This is a genomic window from Gilliamella sp. Pas-s27, from assembly GCF_009795865.1.
GTDB lineage: Bacteria > Pseudomonadota > Gammaproteobacteria > Enterobacterales > Orbaceae > Gilliamella.
This window is the reverse complement of the sequence record NZ_WTEW01000016.1, coordinates 26,189-45,426: the sequence shown is the minus strand read 5'-3', so window position 1 is coordinate 45,426 and position 19,238 is coordinate 26,189. Positions and strand designations below refer to the sequence as shown.

General features: G+C 34.1%; 17 protein-coding genes and 1 pseudogene. 5 read left to right on the top strand and 13 right to left on the bottom strand.

What is annotated here, in order from left to right; genetic code table 11:
* Nucleotide 1 precedes the first annotated feature (1 nt).
* The 10 genes from rlmD to trmB form a co-directional block, all read right to left on the bottom strand.
* A complete protein-coding gene (gene rlmD, locus GQ589_RS07445; RefSeq protein ID WP_160425391.1) occupies nucleotides 2–1,339 on the bottom strand; it encodes a 23S rRNA (uracil(1939)-C(5))-methyltransferase RlmD in 1,338 nt (445 codons plus the stop codon).
* A gap of 18 nt (nucleotides 1,340–1,357) precedes the next feature.
* Entirely contained in the window at nucleotides 1,358–1,846 is a 489-nt protein-coding gene (gene coaD / locus GQ589_RS07440) for a pantetheine-phosphate adenylyltransferase (protein WP_160411451.1), read from the bottom strand.
* Nucleotides 1,847–2,086: 240 nt separating this feature from the next.
* On the bottom strand, nucleotides 2,087–3,085 hold the full coding sequence (gene galM / locus GQ589_RS07435; protein ID WP_160425389.1) for a galactose-1-epimerase: 999 nt from the start codon (nucleotides 3,083–3,085) through the stop codon (nucleotides 2,087–2,089).
* On the bottom strand, nucleotides 3,076–4,233 hold the full coding sequence (galK, locus tag GQ589_RS07430) for a galactokinase (RefSeq protein ID WP_160411449.1): 1,158 nt from the start codon (nucleotides 4,231–4,233) through the stop codon (nucleotides 3,076–3,078). The genes galM and galK overlap by 10 nt, the downstream gene beginning before the upstream one ends.
* Nucleotides 4,234–5,283: a galactose-1-phosphate uridylyltransferase gene (gene galT, locus GQ589_RS07425; RefSeq protein ID WP_160411448.1), complete on the bottom strand. Its 1,050-nt coding sequence runs from the start codon at nucleotides 5,281–5,283 to the stop codon at nucleotides 4,234–4,236.
* 45 nt (nucleotides 5,284–5,328) lie between these two features.
* Nucleotides 5,329–6,345, bottom strand: a complete 1,017-nt coding sequence (galE, locus tag GQ589_RS07420; RefSeq protein WP_160425387.1) for a UDP-glucose 4-epimerase GalE — start codon at nucleotides 6,343–6,345, stop codon at nucleotides 5,329–5,331.
* A gap of 44 nt (nucleotides 6,346–6,389) precedes the next feature.
* Entirely contained in the window at nucleotides 6,390–7,664 is a 1,275-nt protein-coding gene (locus tag GQ589_RS07415) for an MFS transporter (RefSeq protein WP_160425385.1), read from the bottom strand.
* A 446-nt stretch (nucleotides 7,665–8,110) separates the two neighbouring features.
* Nucleotides 8,111–9,274 (bottom strand): histidine-type phosphatase, encoded by a 1,164-nt coding sequence (locus GQ589_RS07410; protein WP_160425383.1) that lies wholly within the window; start codon nucleotides 9,272–9,274, stop codon nucleotides 8,111–8,113.
* Nucleotides 9,271–9,996, bottom strand: coding sequence for an oxygen-insensitive NADPH nitroreductase (gene nfsA, locus GQ589_RS07405; protein WP_160411444.1), 726 nt, complete (start codon nucleotides 9,994–9,996; stop codon nucleotides 9,271–9,273). The genes GQ589_RS07410 and nfsA overlap by 4 nt, the downstream gene beginning before the upstream one ends.
* A gap of 31 nt (nucleotides 9,997–10,027) precedes the next feature.
* Nucleotides 10,028–10,729, bottom strand: coding sequence for a tRNA (guanosine(46)-N7)-methyltransferase TrmB (trmB, locus tag GQ589_RS07400; RefSeq protein WP_160400296.1), 702 nt, complete (start codon nucleotides 10,727–10,729; stop codon nucleotides 10,028–10,030).
* 263 nt (nucleotides 10,730–10,992) lie between these two features.
* On the opposite strand from trmB, the gene GQ589_RS07395 reads away from it, so the two are divergent.
* The gene (locus GQ589_RS07395; protein WP_160400297.1) at nucleotides 10,993–11,940 is read left to right on the top strand and encodes a ribose-phosphate pyrophosphokinase; all 948 of its coding nucleotides are present in this window, start codon (nucleotides 10,993–10,995) and stop codon (nucleotides 11,938–11,940) included.
* A 75-nt stretch (nucleotides 11,941–12,015) separates the two neighbouring features.
* Nucleotides 12,016–12,603 carry an aminoacyl-tRNA hydrolase gene (pth, locus tag GQ589_RS07390; protein WP_160411443.1) on the top strand — a complete coding sequence of 196 codons (588 nt, stop codon included), beginning with the start codon at nucleotides 12,016–12,018 and terminating at the stop codon, nucleotides 12,601–12,603.
* Between the two features lie 58 nt (nucleotides 12,604–12,661).
* On the opposite strand, the gene GQ589_RS07385 is transcribed toward pth, so the two are convergent.
* From GQ589_RS07385 to GQ589_RS07375, 3 genes are all read right to left on the bottom strand, one after another.
* Entirely contained in the window at nucleotides 12,662–13,093 is a 432-nt protein-coding gene (locus GQ589_RS07385) for a DUF3597 domain-containing protein (protein ID WP_160400299.1), read from the bottom strand.
* 258 nt (nucleotides 13,094–13,351) lie between these two features.
* Nucleotides 13,352–14,533, bottom strand: a complete 1,182-nt coding sequence (gene uxuA / locus GQ589_RS07380; RefSeq protein WP_160400300.1) for a mannonate dehydratase — start codon at nucleotides 14,531–14,533, stop codon at nucleotides 13,352–13,354.
* A gap of 78 nt (nucleotides 14,534–14,611) precedes the next feature.
* Entirely contained in the window at nucleotides 14,612–15,373 is a 762-nt protein-coding gene (locus tag GQ589_RS07375; RefSeq protein ID WP_160411442.1) for a GntR family transcriptional regulator, read from the bottom strand.
* A 278-nt stretch (nucleotides 15,374–15,651) separates the two neighbouring features.
* Here GQ589_RS07375 and GQ589_RS12550 point away from each other — a divergent pair.
* From GQ589_RS12550 to GQ589_RS07360, 3 genes and pseudogenes are all read left to right on the top strand, one after another.
* A pseudogene (locus GQ589_RS12550) lies at nucleotides 15,652–17,128 on the top strand (mannitol dehydrogenase family protein).
* A gap of 46 nt (nucleotides 17,129–17,174) precedes the next feature.
* Entirely contained in the window at nucleotides 17,175–18,518 is a 1,344-nt protein-coding gene (gene gntP, locus GQ589_RS07365) for a gluconate permease GntP (protein ID WP_160411441.1), read from the top strand.
* A gap of 264 nt (nucleotides 18,519–18,782) precedes the next feature.
* Nucleotides 18,783–19,223, top strand: a complete 441-nt coding sequence (locus tag GQ589_RS07360; RefSeq protein WP_160400305.1) for a DUF721 domain-containing protein — start codon at nucleotides 18,783–18,785, stop codon at nucleotides 19,221–19,223.
* The last annotated feature ends 15 nt before the right edge of the window (nucleotides 19,224–19,238 follow it).

Sequence of the window (19,238 nt, the reverse complement as noted above, 5' to 3'; positions counted from 1 at the left end):
TTTATGTTCCTGATTTCGTTAACAACAACATTGATTCAATGTGCTTAGTTTGTGGAAACATATCTAAAATTGCAACTTGCTCTATTTGGTATCCTGCTTGGATAAGCTGTTTGCTATCTCGGGCAATAGTTGCAGGATTACACGATATATAAACAATTTTTGTCGGGGCCAATTTTGCAATTTCTATTGTTGCATTAAGCGCTCCTGCTCTTGCAGGATCTAATAATACCTTATTAAATTGTGATTGACACCATATTGAAAATTGTTGGTTATCATCTAAGTTGCTAGTTAAAAAATTGGTTTCAGCACAAATTTTTGTATTATTTAATAGAATATTTAATTTTGCCTTTGCAACCAGTGCATCAACGCCTTCAACCCCCGTTACAGTTTTACATAATGTTGCCATCGGTAATGAAAAATTACCCATACCACAAAAAAGATCTAAAACTTGATCTGTTGACTTTAACGTTAGCCACTCAAGCGCTTGATTAATCATTTTTTGATTTATTTTACAATTTACTTGAATAAAATCGAGAGGACTAAACGTTAATTTTAGATTATTAATTAAATAAAAATGTTCAGTATTACCTGTAATATGCACTAAATCTTTGCCATGAAAATAAAGTGAAATATTGTTATCTTCAGCGAATTGTTTTAATAAATTGCTATCATGATCGGTTAATGGCATGGTGTGTCTTAAGACGATAATTATGCCACTATCGACTGAAATTAATTCAATATGACCAAGCGCTTTTTTCTGTTTGATACGGTTTAGTACGTTTTGTAAGGGGGCTAGCAAAAAATCTAACTCAACAACTAATACAGGACAATGCTTAATATTGGTTATTTGGTTTGATTCAGCTTGACGGAACCCAATCACCAATTCGCCTTTTACAATATTGATCGAAAGTCTCGCCCGTCGACGATAGTGGTAAGGCTGATCGGCAATAATGAGGGGGGTATTTTGAGTAATATGGGTTAATGGTTGTCCTATTTCTTTTTGTAACAGTTTGATTAACGCATCATACTTTGCTTGTTGTTGCAAATGGGGCGAAATATGTTGCAATTCACAACCACCACATTTTTGATAATATTCACATTGTGGTTTAACACGGTCTTTACTTAAATTATGATATTTAATAACTTTGGCTTTAGCATAATTTTTTTTATTTTCAGTTACATCAATATCAACGGTTTCATTAGGTAAGGCTGATTTAACAAAAATTGTTTTACCGTTATGATTAGCAACACCCTGTCCAAAGGTATCTAAGGATGAGACTGTTACTGTCAATTTTTGTGGTTTGAGCTTCTTTTTCTGTGGAGTATAAAAATTAACCATATACGTTTTAAATTTATGTTAAGCTAAGCGCTTTAATAGTTCTGTTTGTACATGCAAAGGAACTAAGTTTGAAATGTCACCACCATGGTAAGCAACATCCTTAACTATTGTTGATGAAATAAATCCCATTGCGATTGATGGCATTAAAAATATCGTATCTAAATCTGATTTTAACGCGCGATTCATTTCAGCCAGTTGTCGTTCATATTCAAAGTCATTTGTGGTGCGTACGCCACGAACGATAACCGTGGCATTGTGTGCTAACGCAAAATTGGCCATTAAATTGTTAAAACCAATAACTTCAACGTTAAGTAAATGTTCAACAGCAGTTGAAGCTAAGTTAACTCGTTTTTCTAATGTAAAAAGTGTATTTTTATTAGGATTTTCAGCAACGGCAATAATCAAGTGAGGAAAGAGTAACGAAGCACGAGCAATAAGATCGATATGCCCATTCGTGATGGGATCGAACGTGCCAGGAAATATTGCGGTTAAAGCTTTACTTTTCATGAGTGATGTTATCCATTAGGTTTGATTTTTATATGATACCTAATTTTATAAATGAATGTTAGTTCAACCTTATAAATTCCGCATTGTTTTGTTTTTAAATGTCTCCTTTCCTGCAATTTTTTATGAAGAAAACAATTATGTGAAAACAATTGTATGAAAAATGAATACATAAAAAATCGTCAGGAAAGGTATTGATTTTATTGAATTTTTTATTTATTGTTCTTTAGGCAATTTTAACCTTTATTTGACAATAAATTGATAGGTTGTTTGATGGCTATAAATCTGATTTGGTTGCAACCAACAACTTTCTTGTGGCCATTTAGGGTGATGAGGGCTATCAGGCAAAAATTGCGTTTCTAATGCGATCCCTGCAAAATTATCATATTCACCGTTATGACGATTCGGTGTATGTTGTAAAAAATTCCCAGTATACACTTGTAAAGATGATTTGGTTGTTGTGATATTCATTATTACTTTTTTATCAGATGAAATGAGTTGAGCAGCTATTGGTTGATTTTTATCCAAAAGATAAGCATGATCATAACCACCTGTAATTTGTCGCTCAAGACTTACCAATAACCTGTCAGATATTCGTTTTGGTTTGCGTAAGTCCATATTGTTTTTGGTGACACAAACTAAATCATTACTTGGTATGCCATTGCTATCAACAGGTAGGTATAAGTTAGCATTAACTTGTAAGGTATGATTAAGGATATCCTTGCTAGTTTCTCCATCTAGATTAAAGTAAGCATGATTGGTTAAGTTAACTGGTGTTGTTTTGTTAGTTGTTGCTTTAAATTTTATAACGACTTCATTGTCATCTGTCAATTTATATATTGCTTGAACATTAAGTTTTCCAGGGAAACCTTGATCGCCATCAGGTGACGTTAAAGTAAATATAATTTGTTGGTCAGATTGAGATTGGATGTGCCATAATTGTTTATCAAAACCTAACTTGCCTCCATGTAATTGATTCACACCTTGATTCGCCACAAGTGGATAGTGTCTATCGCCAATATCAATTGTCGCATTGGCAATACGGTTAGCATATCGACCAATTGTAGCACCTAAATAAGCACTTTGCTTTTTATATTGTTCTAAGGTTTGGCAACCAAGTAATACTTCACGATTTTGTCCATCAACAGGCAATATACAAGAGAGCCAGGTGGCTCCCCAGTTTGATAGTTTAATTTTCATACCGTGCTTGTTTGAAAGTGTTATTATCTTTTCTATAGGCATATTACGTTAGCTCCTTCACTTGGGTGGCAGATATAGAAGTCTTCTTTAATACCAAATTTTTTAGCATAATTGTGGTTAACTATAGCTTTAACATCGTCAATTTTATCTTTCGACACTAAAGCGACCACACAACCACCAAAGCCTCCCCCTGTCATACGTACACCACCTTGTTCACCAATAACATTGTGGATAATTTCAACAAGGTAATCAATAGCAGGTACGGTAATTTCGAAATCATCGCGCATGGAATTGTGGCTTTGAGCCATTAGATTTGATAATAATGTGTAGTCACCATTAACTAGCGCTTGAGCTGCTTTTGTTGTCCGTTCGTTTTCAGTTATCACATGGCGAGCACGTTTATAAACAATTGGATCGAGCGTACTTTCAATTTGTTTTAAATCATCTAACGATGCATCACGCAGTGCTTTTACGCCAAGCACTTTAGCTGCTGCCTCGCATTGTTTGCGTCGTGTATTATATTCGCTATCAACTAATCCGCGTTTGATATTAGAGTTAATAATCACAACTGCAAAATTTTTAGGAATTGAAACGGGTTTAACTTCTAATGAGCGGCAATCAATTAGCAATGCATGTTGTGCTTTCCCAAGGGCGGATATCAGTTGATCCATAATACCGCAATTGCAACCAACAAATTGGTTTTCAGCTTCTTGACCGATCAATGCTAACTGAGTGCCATCTAATGGTAAATCATATAAAATCTGAAACATCTTCGCTACAGCAACTTCAAGTGATGCTGATGAGCTTAATCCAGCCCCTTGAGGTATATTGCCACTAATTGCTAAATCAACACCATGAATATTATTAGCGTATTTTTTAAGGTGTTTTATTACGCCACGGACATAGTTTGCCCATTGATATTTGGGGTGTTTTTCAATAGGTGAATCTAAAGAAAATTCATCTTGTTCGTTATTATAATCAATAGAAATAATACGAATTACATTATCTGAACGTCTGTGACAACTGATTACTGTTTGATAATCAATAGCACAAGGTAATACAAATCCATCATTATAATCGGTATGTTCACCTATTAGATTAACTCGCCCAGGTGCTTGTATAATAGTATCAGGTTGATAGCCAAATTCATTTTCAAAAGCTTGCTTAGTTTTATTGATTAATGCTTTCATTTATTCATCCTTTTTATCTTTATAATGCACATCACTGACGTTGCGTAGTTTTTCAGCTGCTTGTTCTGGTGTTAAGTCTCTTTGCACCTCAGCTAACATTTCATAACCGACCATAAATTTTTTTACTGTTGCTGAGCGAAGTAAAGGGGGATAAAAATGCGCATGTAATTGCCAATAGTCAACTTTATTTTCCATAAAGGGTGCTCCATGCCATCCCATTGAATAAGGAAAAGAGCAATGAAATAAATTATCATAACGGCTTGTTAACTTTTTTAATGCGACCGCTAAATCTTTTTGTTGTTCATTGGTTAATAGGTTTAATCGTGGAATATGAATTTTAGGTAATAATAAGGTTTCAAATGGCCAAATTGCCCAAAAAGGAACAACGGCAAGCCAATACTTAGTTTCTACAACGATGCGGTCACGATTAATGAGTTCTTTTTGGGCATAATCAACCAATAAATTGCGATGGTATTTTTCAAAATAATTCCGCATGTTTAGATCTTCACGCGTAATTTCATTTGGTAAAAAACTATTAGCCCAAATTTGCCCATGGGGGTGAGGGTTAGAGCAGCCCATCGCCGAGCCTTTGTTTTCAAATATTTGTATCCAAGGGTAGCGTTGGCTAAGTTCTTGTAGTTGCTCGATCCAAGTCTTAATGACTCCTTCAATAGCGAGTAAATTAAGTTCAGGTAGTGTTTTACTGTGATCGGGGGAAAAACAGATAACCCGACTCGTTCCTTTTGCGCTTTGCATCTGAAACAGCGGGTCTTGGTGTTGTGGCGATTTTGGCGTATCTTCCATTAATGCAGCAAAATCATTGGTAAAAACAAACGTTCCCGTGTAATTGGGATTGATATCACCTGTTACACGTCGATTACTTGGGCACAAAAAACAGTTTGGATCGTAACTTGGTTTTTGTTCTTCGTTTAACGTTTCTTGTTGACCTTGCCAAGGTCGTTTCGCACGGTGTGGCGAAACTAATACCCATTGGCCTGTTAATGGGTTATAACGTCGATGAGGATGATCAACAGGGTCAAAATTAGCCATTTTTACCTCTTTTTTGATTTTGCTGAATTTATTGATTTATATCATTTAATCAGGATAACCTTGAGGGTTATTTGATTGCCAATTCCATGAGTCTTTTACCATATCATCTAGTGTTAGTTTGGTTTTCCAACCCAATTTTTGTTCAGCTTTTTTTGCATCAGCCCAAAAAGCGGGTAAATCCCCTGCACGTCTTGGCGCAAAGTGCCAATTGAGTGGTTTTCCTGATGCTTTTTCAAAAGCGGTGATAACTTGTAATACACTGTAACCAACACCTGAACCTAAATTGTAAATATGTACGCCATGTTGGTTATGATCGGCTTTGAGTGCGGCAATATGTCCATCAGCCAAATCAACAACATGGATAAAATCACGAACACAAGTTCCATCTGTTGTTGGATAGTCATTACCAAAAATGGCTAATGATTCACGTTTGCCAACAGCAACTTGTGTGATATATGGCATAAGATTATTGGGAATACCAAGTGGGTCTTCGCCCATTAAACCACTAGGGTGAGCCCCAACGGGATTAAAATAACGAAGTAAAGTTAATGACCAATCAGGTTCAGCAATCGCTAAATCCATAATGCATTGTTCAACCATTAACTTACTTTTACCATATGGGCTAGTTGGTAAACCTTGCGGTAACGTTTCAACATAAGGTACTGGCGCAAGCTCACCGTAAACTGTTGCTGATGAGCTAAATACTAACTGTTTAACGCCTGCATTGCGCATTGCTTTCATTAGTACAATACTGCCGTAAACATTATTTTCATAATATTCAAGGGGTTTATGTACTGATTCTCCGACTGCTTTAAGTCCTGCAAAGTGAATAACTGCGCTAATGCTATGTTCAGCAAAGATCTTTGCCAATAATTGCGCATCACAAACATCACCTTGGTAGAATTCAACTTTTTTTCCTGTAATTTTTTGTATTCTATCTAATACTGATGCTTTGCTATTAAATAAATTATCAATCACAATTGGTGTATAACCTGATTGAATTAATTGGACACAGGTGTGACTACCTATATATCCACAGCCTCCCGTTACTAATATTTTCATGATAAACCTTTGTTTTTTTAAAATAATAATGATGCAATTTTCTGTCAATTGTCAGATTTTTCACTGTTGTTATGTTTCCATAGATCCCATGGTCCACGGCCCGATAATGTGAAGGAAGAAATCAGCGTAAAACTAAATGCGATAAAACCAAGAACTAGATATGCTCCTTCAAAACCTATTTTAACATACATTAGACCTGCAAATATGGACATAAACATAATCGATAACTGTTTTGCAAAACAAAATGCAATTAAGTAAACAGTTGCTGATAAACGAATAGGGAAGTGTGTCGTAATATATTTAAATGCGCCAACAAGTAGTAGTGGTGCTTCAAACATATGTAACGTTTTTAATATAACAACTTCAACAGCAGTACTTGCAAATGCTGAACCAGTGATACGAATAGACATAATGGCACCAGCAACAAGTAAGGTATTTTTACTACCTATCTTCATTACAATTAATGGTGCAAAAAACATTACTGTTGCATTTAAAAATTCACCAAGCGTTGTGACATACCCGAATGCTTCTCGACCCACTTGTTCGCTAGAAAAAAATGAGGTAAAAAAGTTAGCAAACTGTTGATCAAATACATCATAAGTACAAGCAACCCCAACTATGTAAAGCATAAAGAACCAAGTTTTACGCATTTTAAGTAAATTAATAGCAAGTTTTAGATTAAATGGTTCAGATTTATTTAATCCCATTTTATCAACAACTTCGGTTGTTGACGTTTTGGCGGGATCGGCAATTTTAACTAGAAATAGAAGAATCAATGCAAATCCAGAACATAGCCAATAAACAGTATTGACATCTTTAGAAATCATAATTCCAACAAATGAAGCACAAATTGCCCATCCCAAACAACCAAACATACGGCAACGACCAAATTCGAAATCACTACGTCTACTTATTTTTTCAACCAAAGCTTCAATAGCTGGTGCTCCTCCACTAAACACCATACCAAGATAAAATCCACCAGCAATGGCGCCTAAAGTGACATTAAATTGAAGTAAAGGACCTAAAACGAAAATGAAAAATGGGCCAAATAACACAAGAAGTAGTGTGATTATCCAAAGAAGGTGTTTTTTTAATCCTAGTTTATCAGAAATTAACCCAAATAAAGGTTGGAAAAAAAGTGCAAATAATGAAATAAATGAAAAAACATACCCAGTATTTGCTTCATTTAAACCATTCATTTTTAGCCAAACAGGAAAAAATGGAAAATATGCGCCCATAATAAAAAAGTAAAGAAAGAAGTAGATACTAAATACCCAATAATTCTTATTACTTAGCGATAACTTTATTTTTTGATTCATGATGAACTTCCTTTGCTAGGTTTTAAATGATTAACGCAACCACTTAGAAATCGTCTACACTTTTTTTGGACAGGTCAGTTATTTATGAAAGTAATAATAACATTAAAAAATGTTATAAAAAGTGATCTAGATAACATTTATGAAATCGTTTACATTAAAAAGCGCTATGTTGCTGTGTAAAAAAATTTTACGGAAAGTATGTTTTTTTAGTATAACCACATATTTTTATGATAGATAAAATTACTAATTAATAAGTTTTTTATTAAAAGAGTATTTGGAATGATTAGTTATAATGGGTTTAAGTCAATAAAACACTATTTTTTGAAATCGATTACATTCATTGCTTGTTTTATACTGAAACACAAAAATTATTTGATAATATAATCTTAGTTTGATTTATTATTAGGTTGTTAATTTCAGGCGAAATCAAATAATCTAAATGTTAATTAGTTTGTTTTGAAAGATTTTATTCTTTTTTCAAAATCTGACCAATTATGATAACCATCACTATTGATAGCCGAATTTTTTAGTTGAAGTTGATAATGTTCTGGTGGATTATCAACATCAAGAACGTGTCCGTTATGGAGTTGTTCAAAGCTTTGATAAATATATTCAGCCTTAAAAAAGTATTCTCCAGTAGATAAGTGTCGAAAACGTTGTAAAGCGACTTTTCCACCAATTGGTGTGCTTTCAAATTGTTTTGGTAGTTGATAAGTTTCAAACTCTAATGCCCCTAGCAATGATGCAATTGTGCTATCGTGCCCTACAAGTAAGTTCACTGTATTATCTTGTTGCATAAGACTGTCTATAGTATTGATGATGGGGGTAGCCGAATGTTTTGCCAGTGTTTTAGTGTGGCATATCAAATTAACATATTGATTACGAAGCTGAACAATTTGTTGCCACTGCGCTAAGTCATTTATTCTACCCCATGCAATATGTTCTTTAGGAAATGATGAATAATATTGTAATAAAAAGGCATCAACTGCTGATGCGCCTATCGCTAGTGCGCCAAGTAATGCCGGCTCTTCATTTTTTTCCATATAAAGCTTAAGCGGAATATCAGCTAATGGGCATTGGTGTTTAGCATATAACGTTGAATGTCGATAATCTAAAATATCTGATAAAATTTCATAAGCGGGTGCTAAATTTTTAAAAATGGACTCTGCTTGATTGGTTTGTTCAATGTCATGTAATACCGCTTGTTTTAGTTCTGGTGAATCATCCCTTAGGCTGGGATCAAAAATAGGATCCATCTTTTCGATTGGGTATTTGTGGTTAATTGCTATATCATAACCTGCATAAGCACCAGCGATAATAAATTGTGCGGTTGCGACAGTTCGTTGTAGGCTATTAGCATAAACAAATATTTTTGGGGTAGTTATCGACGGTTTAATATTATGGGTTTCAAGCCATTGTGATAAATAGTGTCCAAAATAGACTTCTAAAGCACCCCCTCGGGTTGTTAAATAACCATAAGGATGTCGCCATTTAGGCCATTTAAAAGGTGTCGCTTGTTCAAGAAATTCAAGTGTATTTTGTAACGGTGTGCGAATACCATGACGACTTAATATAACCACTTTATCTAATTGGTAGTGCCTATTTATCATTTTTTGATCCAACCTTGTTTATGTAGATAATCTAAAATAAAACTGCGCTGGCCTTTAATAATGGTATGAGCGATTTTATCACTCCAACCACCAGCTTTGGGATGAGTACTGCGTTGCTGATAATAAGTATTCATTTGAGTATCATATTGTGCAAGTAGCGCATGATTAATCGGTTGATAATTATTTTCAAAAAAGACGAGTTCTTTTGGCAATCGTGGTTTTATTTCAGGATTTTGATCTGGATAACCAATGCAAAGCCCAAAAAGTGGAATAACATATTTAGGTAGCGTTAGTAATTCAGTTACTTTATCGATATTATTGCGTAATCCACCTATATATACAGTACCTAAACCTAAAGATTCCGCTGCAATTACCGTATTTTGTGCCATAATTGCTGTATCAATACAACCGACTAAAAGTTGTTCTGCTTTTTCAAGTGGTATGCTAGGTTCAATCTGATAATGTCTGTTAAAATCAGCACAAAATACCCAAAATTCGGGGGCTTGATTTATGTAGCTTTGATCGCCTGCATAGTGAGCAAGTTGTTTTCGTATACTTGTATCGGTAATACGAATAATTGTCGTGCATTGTAAAAAATTGGAACTAGAAGCCGATTGTGCGGCTTGAATAATAGATTCTATTTGTACCTGTGTTAACGGGGTTGATTTATAAGCTCGAATAGAACGGTGGCGACAAATCAAATCAATTATTTCATTTTGCATAATGGCTCCTTAATGGATTGTTATTTATCCATTATTTTTTTATAAATTGTAAATCCCATACGCCATGACCTAGATTTTGCCCTCGTTTTTCAAATTTCGTAATCGGTCTATCATCAGGTCTTGGTATGTAATCTCCCGTTGGTGATAAATTTTCAAATCCTTCAGCTTGGGTTAAAACCTCTAACATATGTTCTGCGTAATGTTGCCAATCTGTTGCAAGATGTAAAACGCCGCCCAATTTTAATTTTTTGTAAATTAATTGCACAAATTTTGGCTGAATAATTCTACGCTTGTTATGTCTTGCCTTATGCCAAGGATCAGGGAAAAAGATTTGTACTTTATCTAGTGAATGATTAGGAATCATGTTTTCTAATACTTCCACTGCATCATGACACATTACTTTTAAGTTTGATAATTGGTTTTCTTCAATTGCCATTAAACAAGCGCCAACCCCTGGTTTGTGTACTTCAATGCCTAAAAAATTTTTATTAGGTGCATTTTTTGCCATTTCAATTAGCGAAGCTCCCATACCAAAACCGATTTCTAGCACTGCTGGTGTGTTAGTGTCAAAAGTAATAGGAGAATTTGCATTATATTCAATACCAAATATAGGCCATAAATTGATTAATGCTTGCTCTTGTCCTTTGGTTAAACGACCTTGCCTTAAAACAAAACTACGAATGGTTCTTTTAGGGTTGGTATTTGGGTCATTAGTTTTTAATTGTTCGTTCATTGTGTTATCTGTTTATGTTTAATAATCTGTGAAATTAATTGTTTACTATAGCTAATAATGAATAGTAGTTTACCCGATTTTTGTGCCACTTCAAAAAAACATATTATCTGTTTATTTTCTATTTATTATTGTGATACATGTAAAATATTTTTAATAAATTTCTATAATGTTGTTGAGCATAATCTGTAAATGATTATATAATTGTCACCCCGATTTAACCGATTACTTATAAGTAATCATGATAACATGCTTGAGGATTTCTCGTGCCTGATATGAAGCTTTTTGCTGGCAATGCCACACCAGAGCTAGCAAAACGTATAGCTAATCGTCTTTATACCTCTCTTGGCGACATTGTCGTAAGCCGTTTTAGTGATGGTGAAGTTAATGTCCAAATCAATGAAAATGTCCGTGGTGAAGATGTTTTTATTATTCAATCAACCTGTGCTCCGACTAACGATAATTTGATGGAATTGCTTGTAATGATCGATGCGATGCGCCGTGCATCTGCTGGTCGTATTACTGCCGTTATTCCTTATTTTGGTTATGCAAGACAAGATCGTCGAGTTCGTTCTGCTCGTGTGCCTATTACTGCTAAGGTTGTTGCTGACTTTTTATCAACAGTTGGTGTTGATAGGGTATTAACCGTTGATCTCCATGCTGAACAAATTCAGGGCTTTTTTGATGTTCCTGTGGATAATGTATTTGCAAGTCCTGTGATCTTAGAAGATATGTTACAGCGTGATTTTGAAAGACCAATTGTAGTCTCTCCTGATATTGGTGGTGTAGTACGTGCTCGAGCGATAGCCAAACTTCTTAATGACACAGATATGGCGATTATTGATAAACGTCGTCAGCGTGCTAATGAAGCAGAAGTAATGAATATCATTGGAGATGTTGCTGATAGAGATTGTATTTTAGTTGATGATATGATCGATACAGCAGGAACGCTTTGTAAAGCCGCTGATGCTTTAAAAGCTCGTGGAGCAAAAAGAGTATTTGCCTACGCAACGCATCCAATTTTTTCAGGTAAAGCAGTTAGTAACATTAAAAACTGTTCTATTGATGAAATTGTTGTTTGTGACACTATTCCATTAACGCCGGAAGTAAAAGCATTAAAAAATGTGCGTCAATTAACGCTATCAGGCATGCTTGCTGAAGCTATTCGTCGAATTAGTAACGAAGAATCAATTTCGGCAATGTTTCACCAATAATCTATTTATTATTGATTTAAATGCCCCTTTTAGGGGCTTTTTTGCAATAAAATCTTTAACAATAAACATATTATTATGACAACAACGATAAAACTTATTGTAGGCCTTGCCAATCCAGGAAATGAATATGCTGCAACAAGACATAATGCAGGTGCATGGTTTGTTGAACAATTGGCTGAACGTTATAATCAACCATTAAAAAATGAGCCTAAGTTTTTTGGTTATACATCAAGAGTTAGTATTTTAGCCCATGATGTGCGGTTGTTAGTTCCAACTACCTTCATGAATTTAAGTGGCAAAGCTGTGCAGGCAATGGCTACATTTTACCAAATTAAACCAGAAGAAATATTAGTTGTTCATGATGAGTTAGATCTTAATCCTGGTATAGCCAAGTTTAAATTCGGTGGTAGTCATGGTGGACATAATGGGCTAAAAGATATTGCCAATAAATTGGGCAATAATTTGAATTTTTATCGATTAAGAATTGGCATTGGCCATCCTGGCGATAAAAATAAAGTTGTTGGTTATGTACTTAATAAACCTTCTAAACCAGAGCAAGAATTAATTGATAAAGCTATTGACGAATCAGTGCGATCTATTAATGTTTTGTTTTCTCAAAGTATTGAAGCTGCGATGAATCAGTTACATGCTTTTAAGGCGTAGTTTATATAAAAAATCCACCCGAAAATCAGGTGGATTATTCTACTTTTAGTTTTTAATATTAAGAAAATAGATGAGTAACATTACCACCTTTTTCAGCTATTTTTTTCATCACTTCTTTGATTAACCATGTATTCATGGCTGCGGTATCATCAGTACTACCAGTATAATTTAGCTCATGAGCCAATTTTTTACGCGCATCTAAACTACTATCAATGCCTAGTAATTTCAATAAATCGACGATAGATGTTTTCCAGTTGAGAACCTCAGGATGTTTTTTAGCTAAACCATCAAGAATAGATGTCACATCAACATTAGCTGCAGATGAGCTTTGTTCTACCTTTTCTTTAACTTGCTCTGAACCATTTGATACTGTATCTTTGACTGAGTTGGTTATATTTTCAACTTTATCTTTCACTGTATCAACGGCATGGCCTACTGCTGCTTGAGCGCTAGGAAATACTTTTGAAAAAATATTATTTAAAATACCCATATTACACTCTCCACTGTCTTAATTGTTGAACTATTTCGATGTAGAAACTAATACATATATAACGCCTAGAAATTAGAAATGTCAAAGCAGTTATTCTTCAATAGCATTTTATGTATTACCGTGTAATATTTATTAATTATTATTGTGACTCTTATCTTCTTGTTAGGTTGGTTTTTTATAAAAAAAATGCCCTTAGAAGGGCATTGAAACTGTTAGTATTGTTGTCTAGATTAATTATAATTGATTACATTCGTTCAATTAATTGAAAAAAGCTCGACGAATTGCATACTCAACACCACGAATTTCAGCTAAACCTTTTAAACGGCCAATTGCAGAATAACCTGGGTTAGTTTTCTTGGTAAGATCATCTAACATTTGGTGTCCATGATCTGGTCTAACTGGTATAGAGCGTTTAATACCTGCTTTTTTGCGTCGTTCTTCTTCTGTGACTAATGCTTTAATTACTGCATACATATCGACATCACCCGCTAAATGATCGCCTTCATGGAAAGAGAGGGGGTTGTCTTCTCTAACTGTTGCCCGTAAGTGAATAAAATGAACGCGGTCGGCAAATTTTTCGGCCATTGTTGCTAAATCATTATCATTGCGGACACCATAAGAGCCAGTACAAAAACAAAAACCATTATGAATACTGTCAACTGTATCTTTAATCCATTGCATATCTTCGATAGTTGAAACTATACGAGGTAAACCTAAAATTGGTCTTGGAGGATCATCAGGATGCACTGTTAACACTACACCAACCTCTTCAGCAACTGGGACAATAGCTTTTAAAAAATAAGCATAATTTTCGCGTAATTTAGCCTTATCGATACCATCATAGGTTGCAAGATGTGCTCTAAATTGATCGAGAGAATAGCCTTCCTCTGCACCTGGTAAGCCTGCAATGATATTGGCAATAAGCTTATCTTTTTCTGCTTGTGTCATTTTTTCAAAATAGGACTTAGCTAAAGCGATATCTTCTTTTGAGTAATCTTTTTCTGCATTAGGTCTTTGTAATAGGTAGAGATCAAATGCGGCAAAAGCAGTTTGGTCAAAACGTAACGCTCTTGAGCCATCAGGTAACTCATAAGCAAGGTCAGTACGAGTCCAATCCAAAACGGGCATAAAATTGTAACAAACAGTATCAATGCCACAAGCGGCTAAATTGCGAATAGATTGTTGGTAATTTGCAATATGTTGTTCAACGTTACCTGAATGTGTTTTTATCTCTTCATGAACAGGAATACTTTCAACGACAGACCAAGTTAGGCCTTTTTCTTCAATAATATTTTTTCGTTTTTGAATTTCTTCAATTGTCCACACTTCACCATTTGGAATATGGTGTAAAGCTGTAACAATTCCAGTCGCTCCAGCTTGTTTGATATCATCTAATGATACTGGATCATTTGGTCCAAACCAACGCATCGTTTGTTCCATATAAATCTCCTTAACGATTTAATTTATTTATTTTTCTTAAAATAATAAAGATCTATAAACAATGCTGATTATTATTACCTATTGATTAACAATGTTAACCGGAATTGAGTCAAATAAGTAACCATCAAAATTTGGATCTTCGCTATCAGAAACTGCCATTAATGTTTGTTTAACATTTTCTAAATGTTGCCACATAGCATGACGTGCTGACATTGCGTCTTTTACCTGTAATGCTTGTAAAATTTTTTCATGATCATAAAGCCATTTTTTTCGATAACTATGATCGGTAATTCGACTGTGTAATTGCCCCCACATTTTGCTAACGGAACGTTTTTGCCATAAATCATCTAACAAACTTTCAAGTATTGAATTCTTGGTCGCTCTTGCTATCGCAATATGAAACATTTCATCTGCACTGTAATCGTCTAACATACCTTGTTCTAAAATTTGTCGTTCTTGTTCCAAAATCGCTCTTAATTCAATAATATCTGATTTTACAATTTGTGAAGCGGCAAAAGCGGCAATATTACTTTCAATTAATTGCCTAGCTTGTAATAATTCGAACGGACCAAAATCCTCTTCTTCTATTTTTTTATCTTTTTCTGATAATATTTCATTTGGTAAACCAATTACATATACGCCAGAACCTTTTTTTACTGTGACTAGATTTTCGAGTTCTAGCATAATTAGCGCTTCTCGCACTACGGTTCGACTTACACTAAATGCCTCTGCAATATCTCTTTCTGGTGGTAATCGGTCACCAATTTTATAGGTGCCACTTTTTAATAATGATTTGAGTTCATTACCAATTTCTTGATATAGCCGATTAACCGCTAGCATTATTTATAATCCTCATTCTAATTTTGGTCTAATTTGGATAATTATACGCTAATTATTACAAGGACTATAAGTCAATTATGGTATAAATGCATTTTACTTTATGATTGGGATACCAATATAATTTTTTATTATAGAGGTTTTTTGAATATTTTATATGAAATAAACCAAAAAACGTGATACGAGTCACAAAAAAGAAAAAATTGAGATGAAATATTTATCAGCAAATGAAAATATGTCTAACCAATAGGGTAGATAAACAGATAATCATGGTGAATAAAATGTTAAATTTATTAAACCTTCCTGAATCAATCCTGCATAAACCTTTGTATGACAGGAAAAAAATAACCTCACGAATTGTCCATTTGGGATTTGGAGCTTTTCACCGCGGTCATCAAGCGTTATTGACGGATCGTTTACTTAACAAAGGAAATTGTGACTGGGGTATTTGTGAAGTTAATATTGTTGGTGGTGAAGAATTAATTAATGAAATTCGTAAACAAGACCATTTGTATACTGTGTTAGAAAAAGGTGCAACATCAAAAGAAGCATTTATTATTGGTAGTGTAAAAGAATCATTGTTAACACTAACAGATGGTATAGATGTAATTTTAGAAAAGATGGCAGATCCAGTAGTTGAAATTGTTTCATTAACAGTAACGGAGAAGGGTTATTGTATGTTTCCAGGTGGAGCAGAGTTAGATTTGAATAATGCATTAATTAAAGCTGACTTAGCGAATCCAACAAAGCCTATATCTGCTCCAGGTGTTATTGTCGAGGCACTTTATAGAAGAATGCAACGAGGGATAAAGTCATTTACTGCTTTATCATGCGATAATATCCCCCGAAAATGGATTAGTTTTAAAAAGAGCAATATTAGGATTAGCTAACGCTCGATATCCACAATTAGCAAATTGGATTGAGTCTAATACAACATTCCCATGTACTATGGTTGATCGCATTGTTCCTGCTGCATCAACCGAAACCTTAACTGAAATTGAAAATACATTAGGCGGTATGTTTGATCCATGTGGTATTGCTTGTGAACCTTTTATTCAGTGGGTCATAGAAGATAATTTTGTGACTAACCGCCCTAATTGGAATGAAGTTGGTGCTGAATTTGTTGATAATGTTGTTCCATATGAAGAAATGAAACTTCGTATGCTAAATGGTAGTCATTCTTTTTTAGCCTACTTAGGTTATTTGGCTGGTTACGAGCACATTAATGATTGCATGAATGATATTAATTATAAAAAAGCAACTCTAGCATTGATGATGCAACAACAAGCACCAACACTCAATGTCCCTAATCATGTTAATTTGCAAGAATATGCAAACAAACTTATTGAACGTTTTAGCAATCCATCACTAAAACATAAAACATGGCAAATTGCGATGGATGGTACTCAAAAATTGCCTCAAAGAATGCTGGATTCAATCCGTTGGCATATCAAAAATGGTTCAGATTTTTCATTGTTGGCATTGGGCGTTGCTGGGTGGATGCGCTATGTTGGTGGAATTAATGATAACAATCAGCCAATAGATGTGTGCGATCCAATGAGTAAGCAACTAAGAGCTATTGTTAATTCTAGTGGAGAAGGTATTGAGCGAGTAAATTCATTACTAAGTTTGGATGCTGTTTTTGGTTCAGATTTACTTAATAATAAATTATTTAAAGAAAAGGTTACTGAGCACTATCTTTCTTTAAAGAACTACGGCGCAAAACAAACAGTTAACCATTATGTTTTATCTAATTAATTTTTAACTAATAAAAATAAAATCTAAAATAGGGGAGTTATTCTTCATGGAATTTTTAAATATTCTTTGGGTTATCCTTGGAATAGGATTAATGTTAATATTAAATATTCGTTTTAAAATAAACTCAATGGTTGCATTATTAGCTGCCGCAATATTTGTTGGCTTGATGGCTAAAATGGATTTATTAAGTATTCTTAAAACGATTAAATCAGGATTTGGTGGAACTCTTGGTGAATTAGCTATTATTGTTGTTTTTGGGGCAGTTATTGGCAAATTAATGGTTGATTCTGGTGCTGCTCATCAAATTGCTCAAACATTATTAAAAAAACTTGGAATTAAATATGTAAAACTAGCGATCATTATTATGGGGCTTATATTTGGTCTAGCAATGTTTTATGAAGCTGCATTTATCATATTAGCTCCGTTAGTCATTGCATTAGCAAAAGAAGCAAAAATTCCATTTTTGAAATTAGCTATTCCTGGAGTTGCAGCGGCAACAACCGCTCACTCTTTATTCCCACCACAACCAGGACCCGTAGCTCTAGTAAATGCATATAACGCCGATATGGGAATGGTCTATATTTATGGGTTAATTGTTGCGATTCCTTCGGTCATTTTTGCTGGATTGATTCTTCCTAAAATTTTAGGTAATTTAGAAAGACCAACACCTCAATTTTTACAATCTGAAGCGCCTGTTGATGAAAATAATCTTCCTTCTTTTTTTTCATCCATTACTGTTCCTTTGATTCCGGCTTACATTATGATTGCAACGACAATAGCAAATATATGGTTAGAAAAAGGAACAACTGTTTACTCAGTTCTTAATTTTATTGGCTCATCTCAAATTTCAATGTTTATTGCTATGATTGTTGCATTTATATTATTTGGAAAAAAACTTAATCATTCAATGGAATGGGTTATGCATTCTTTTGACAATGCAGTAAAAGGTATTGCAATGGTTGTATTAATTATTGGTGCCGGCGGTGCATTAAAACAAATTATTATTGATACTGGAATTGGTGATACTATTGGACAATTGATGTCAACGGGAGGGGTCTCACCTTATATTATGGCGTGGTTAATTACTGTGCTAATTCGTTTAGCAACAGGGCAAGGAGTTGTTTCTGCAATGACAGCGGCTGGTATTATTGGTGCTGCTGTTATTGATCCAACAACAGGTGTTATGAATGGAGTTAATCCAGCATTACTTGTGCTTGCTACTGCAGCTGGTTCTAATACATTAACACACATCAATGATGCGTCTTTTTGGTTATTTAAAGGTTATTTTGATTTATCGATTAAAGATACTTTAAAAACATGGGGACTGTTAGAATTAGTTAATTCAATTGTCGGTTTAATTGTTGTTCTTGTTATTAGTCTTATTGCTTAATAGTGACCTTTCTAAAAAGATTAACCGCTATAATTTACAGTTAGTCTTTTTTATTATTTTTATCTATTATCTTTAATTAAAGTTTAAAATTTAACTTAATAAAGTAATCGTTATCAAACTGTAAATATATTTTTTAAACAGGACATTTTTAATGAAATGAGGTAAATTATTTAATATTGAATTGTTCATTTATACCGAATTAATTGACCTATTTTTATTAAGAAGTAAAGGTAAAAACAAAATATGCGCTATAATGAGCCTCAAATGTTATCATCAATATTATCTCAGGAATCATGTTTATCTGAGATAAAAGATAGAACATTTGCATTGAGTAAATTAAGTCATGTTATCAATGAGTTGTTACCATCGCCATTGAAACAACAGTGCCGAGTGGCTAATTATCGCCAAGGGGTTCTTGTTCTTGAAGTTAGTTCAGCAAGTTGGTTAACTAGATTGAAATATGAACAAAGCAATTTAATCTCTGAGATACGGAAAAACATTTTACCGTCACTATCCTCTATCCAATATCGGATTAATCCAAACATTTCGGTAACATTGTCACAGTGCCATTTTAATGTTTCTAAATTACCTTTAGGCTCAAGTTTGATGACCGAAAAAAGTGCAATGTTTTTATATGAGTTAGCAGAAAATGCGCCAGATAAATTGAAAAAACAATTGATAAAACTTGCTAACCATGCAAAATAAATACTGATAATCGAG

What these genes read in the sequence shown, in the direction of transcription:
- rlmD (WP_160425391.1), bottom strand. Translation starts at nt 1,339, where the DNA reads ATGGTTAATTTTTATACTCCACAGAAAAAGAAGCTCAAACCACAAAAA.
- coaD (WP_160411451.1), bottom strand. Translation starts at nt 1,846, where the DNA reads ATGAAAAGTAAAGCTTTAACCGCAATATTTCCTGGCACGTTCGATCCC.
- galM (WP_160425389.1), bottom strand. Translation starts at nt 3,085, where the DNA reads ATGCCTATAGAAAAGATAATAACACTTTCAAACAAGCACGGTATGAAA.
- galK (WP_160411449.1), bottom strand. Translation starts at nt 4,233, where the DNA reads ATGAAAGCATTAATCAATAAAACTAAGCAAGCTTTTGAAAATGAATTT.
- galT (WP_160411448.1), bottom strand. Translation starts at nt 5,283, where the DNA reads ATGGCTAATTTTGACCCTGTTGATCATCCTCATCGACGTTATAACCCA.
- galE (WP_160425387.1), bottom strand. Translation starts at nt 6,345, where the DNA reads ATGAAAATATTAGTAACGGGAGGCTGTGGATATATAGGTAGTCACACC.
- GQ589_RS07415 (WP_160425385.1), bottom strand. Translation starts at nt 7,664, where the DNA reads ATGAATCAAAAAATAAAGTTATCGCTAAGTAATAAGAATTATTGGGTA.
- GQ589_RS07410 (WP_160425383.1), bottom strand. Translation starts at nt 9,274, where the DNA reads ATGATAAATAGGCACTACCAATTAGATAAAGTGGTTATATTAAGTCGT.
- nfsA (WP_160411444.1), bottom strand. Translation starts at nt 9,996, where the DNA reads ATGCAAAATGAAATAATTGATTTGATTTGTCGCCACCGTTCTATTCGA.
- trmB (WP_160400296.1), bottom strand. Translation starts at nt 10,729, where the DNA reads ATGAACGAACAATTAAAAACTAATGACCCAAATACCAACCCTAAAAGA.
- pth (WP_160411443.1), top strand. Translation starts at nt 12,016, where the DNA reads ATGACAACAACGATAAAACTTATTGTAGGCCTTGCCAATCCAGGAAAT.
- GQ589_RS07385 (WP_160400299.1), bottom strand. Translation starts at nt 13,093, where the DNA reads ATGGGTATTTTAAATAATATTTTTTCAAAAGTATTTCCTAGCGCTCAA.
- uxuA (WP_160400300.1), bottom strand. Translation starts at nt 14,533, where the DNA reads ATGGAACAAACGATGCGTTGGTTTGGACCAAATGATCCAGTATCATTA.
- GQ589_RS07375 (WP_160411442.1), bottom strand. Translation starts at nt 15,373, where the DNA reads ATGCTAGCGGTTAATCGGCTATATCAAGAAATTGGTAATGAACTCAAA.
- gntP (WP_160411441.1), top strand. Translation starts at nt 17,175, where the DNA reads ATGGAATTTTTAAATATTCTTTGGGTTATCCTTGGAATAGGATTAATG.
- GQ589_RS07360 (WP_160400305.1), top strand. Translation starts at nt 18,783, where the DNA reads ATGTTATCATCAATATTATCTCAGGAATCATGTTTATCTGAGATAAAA.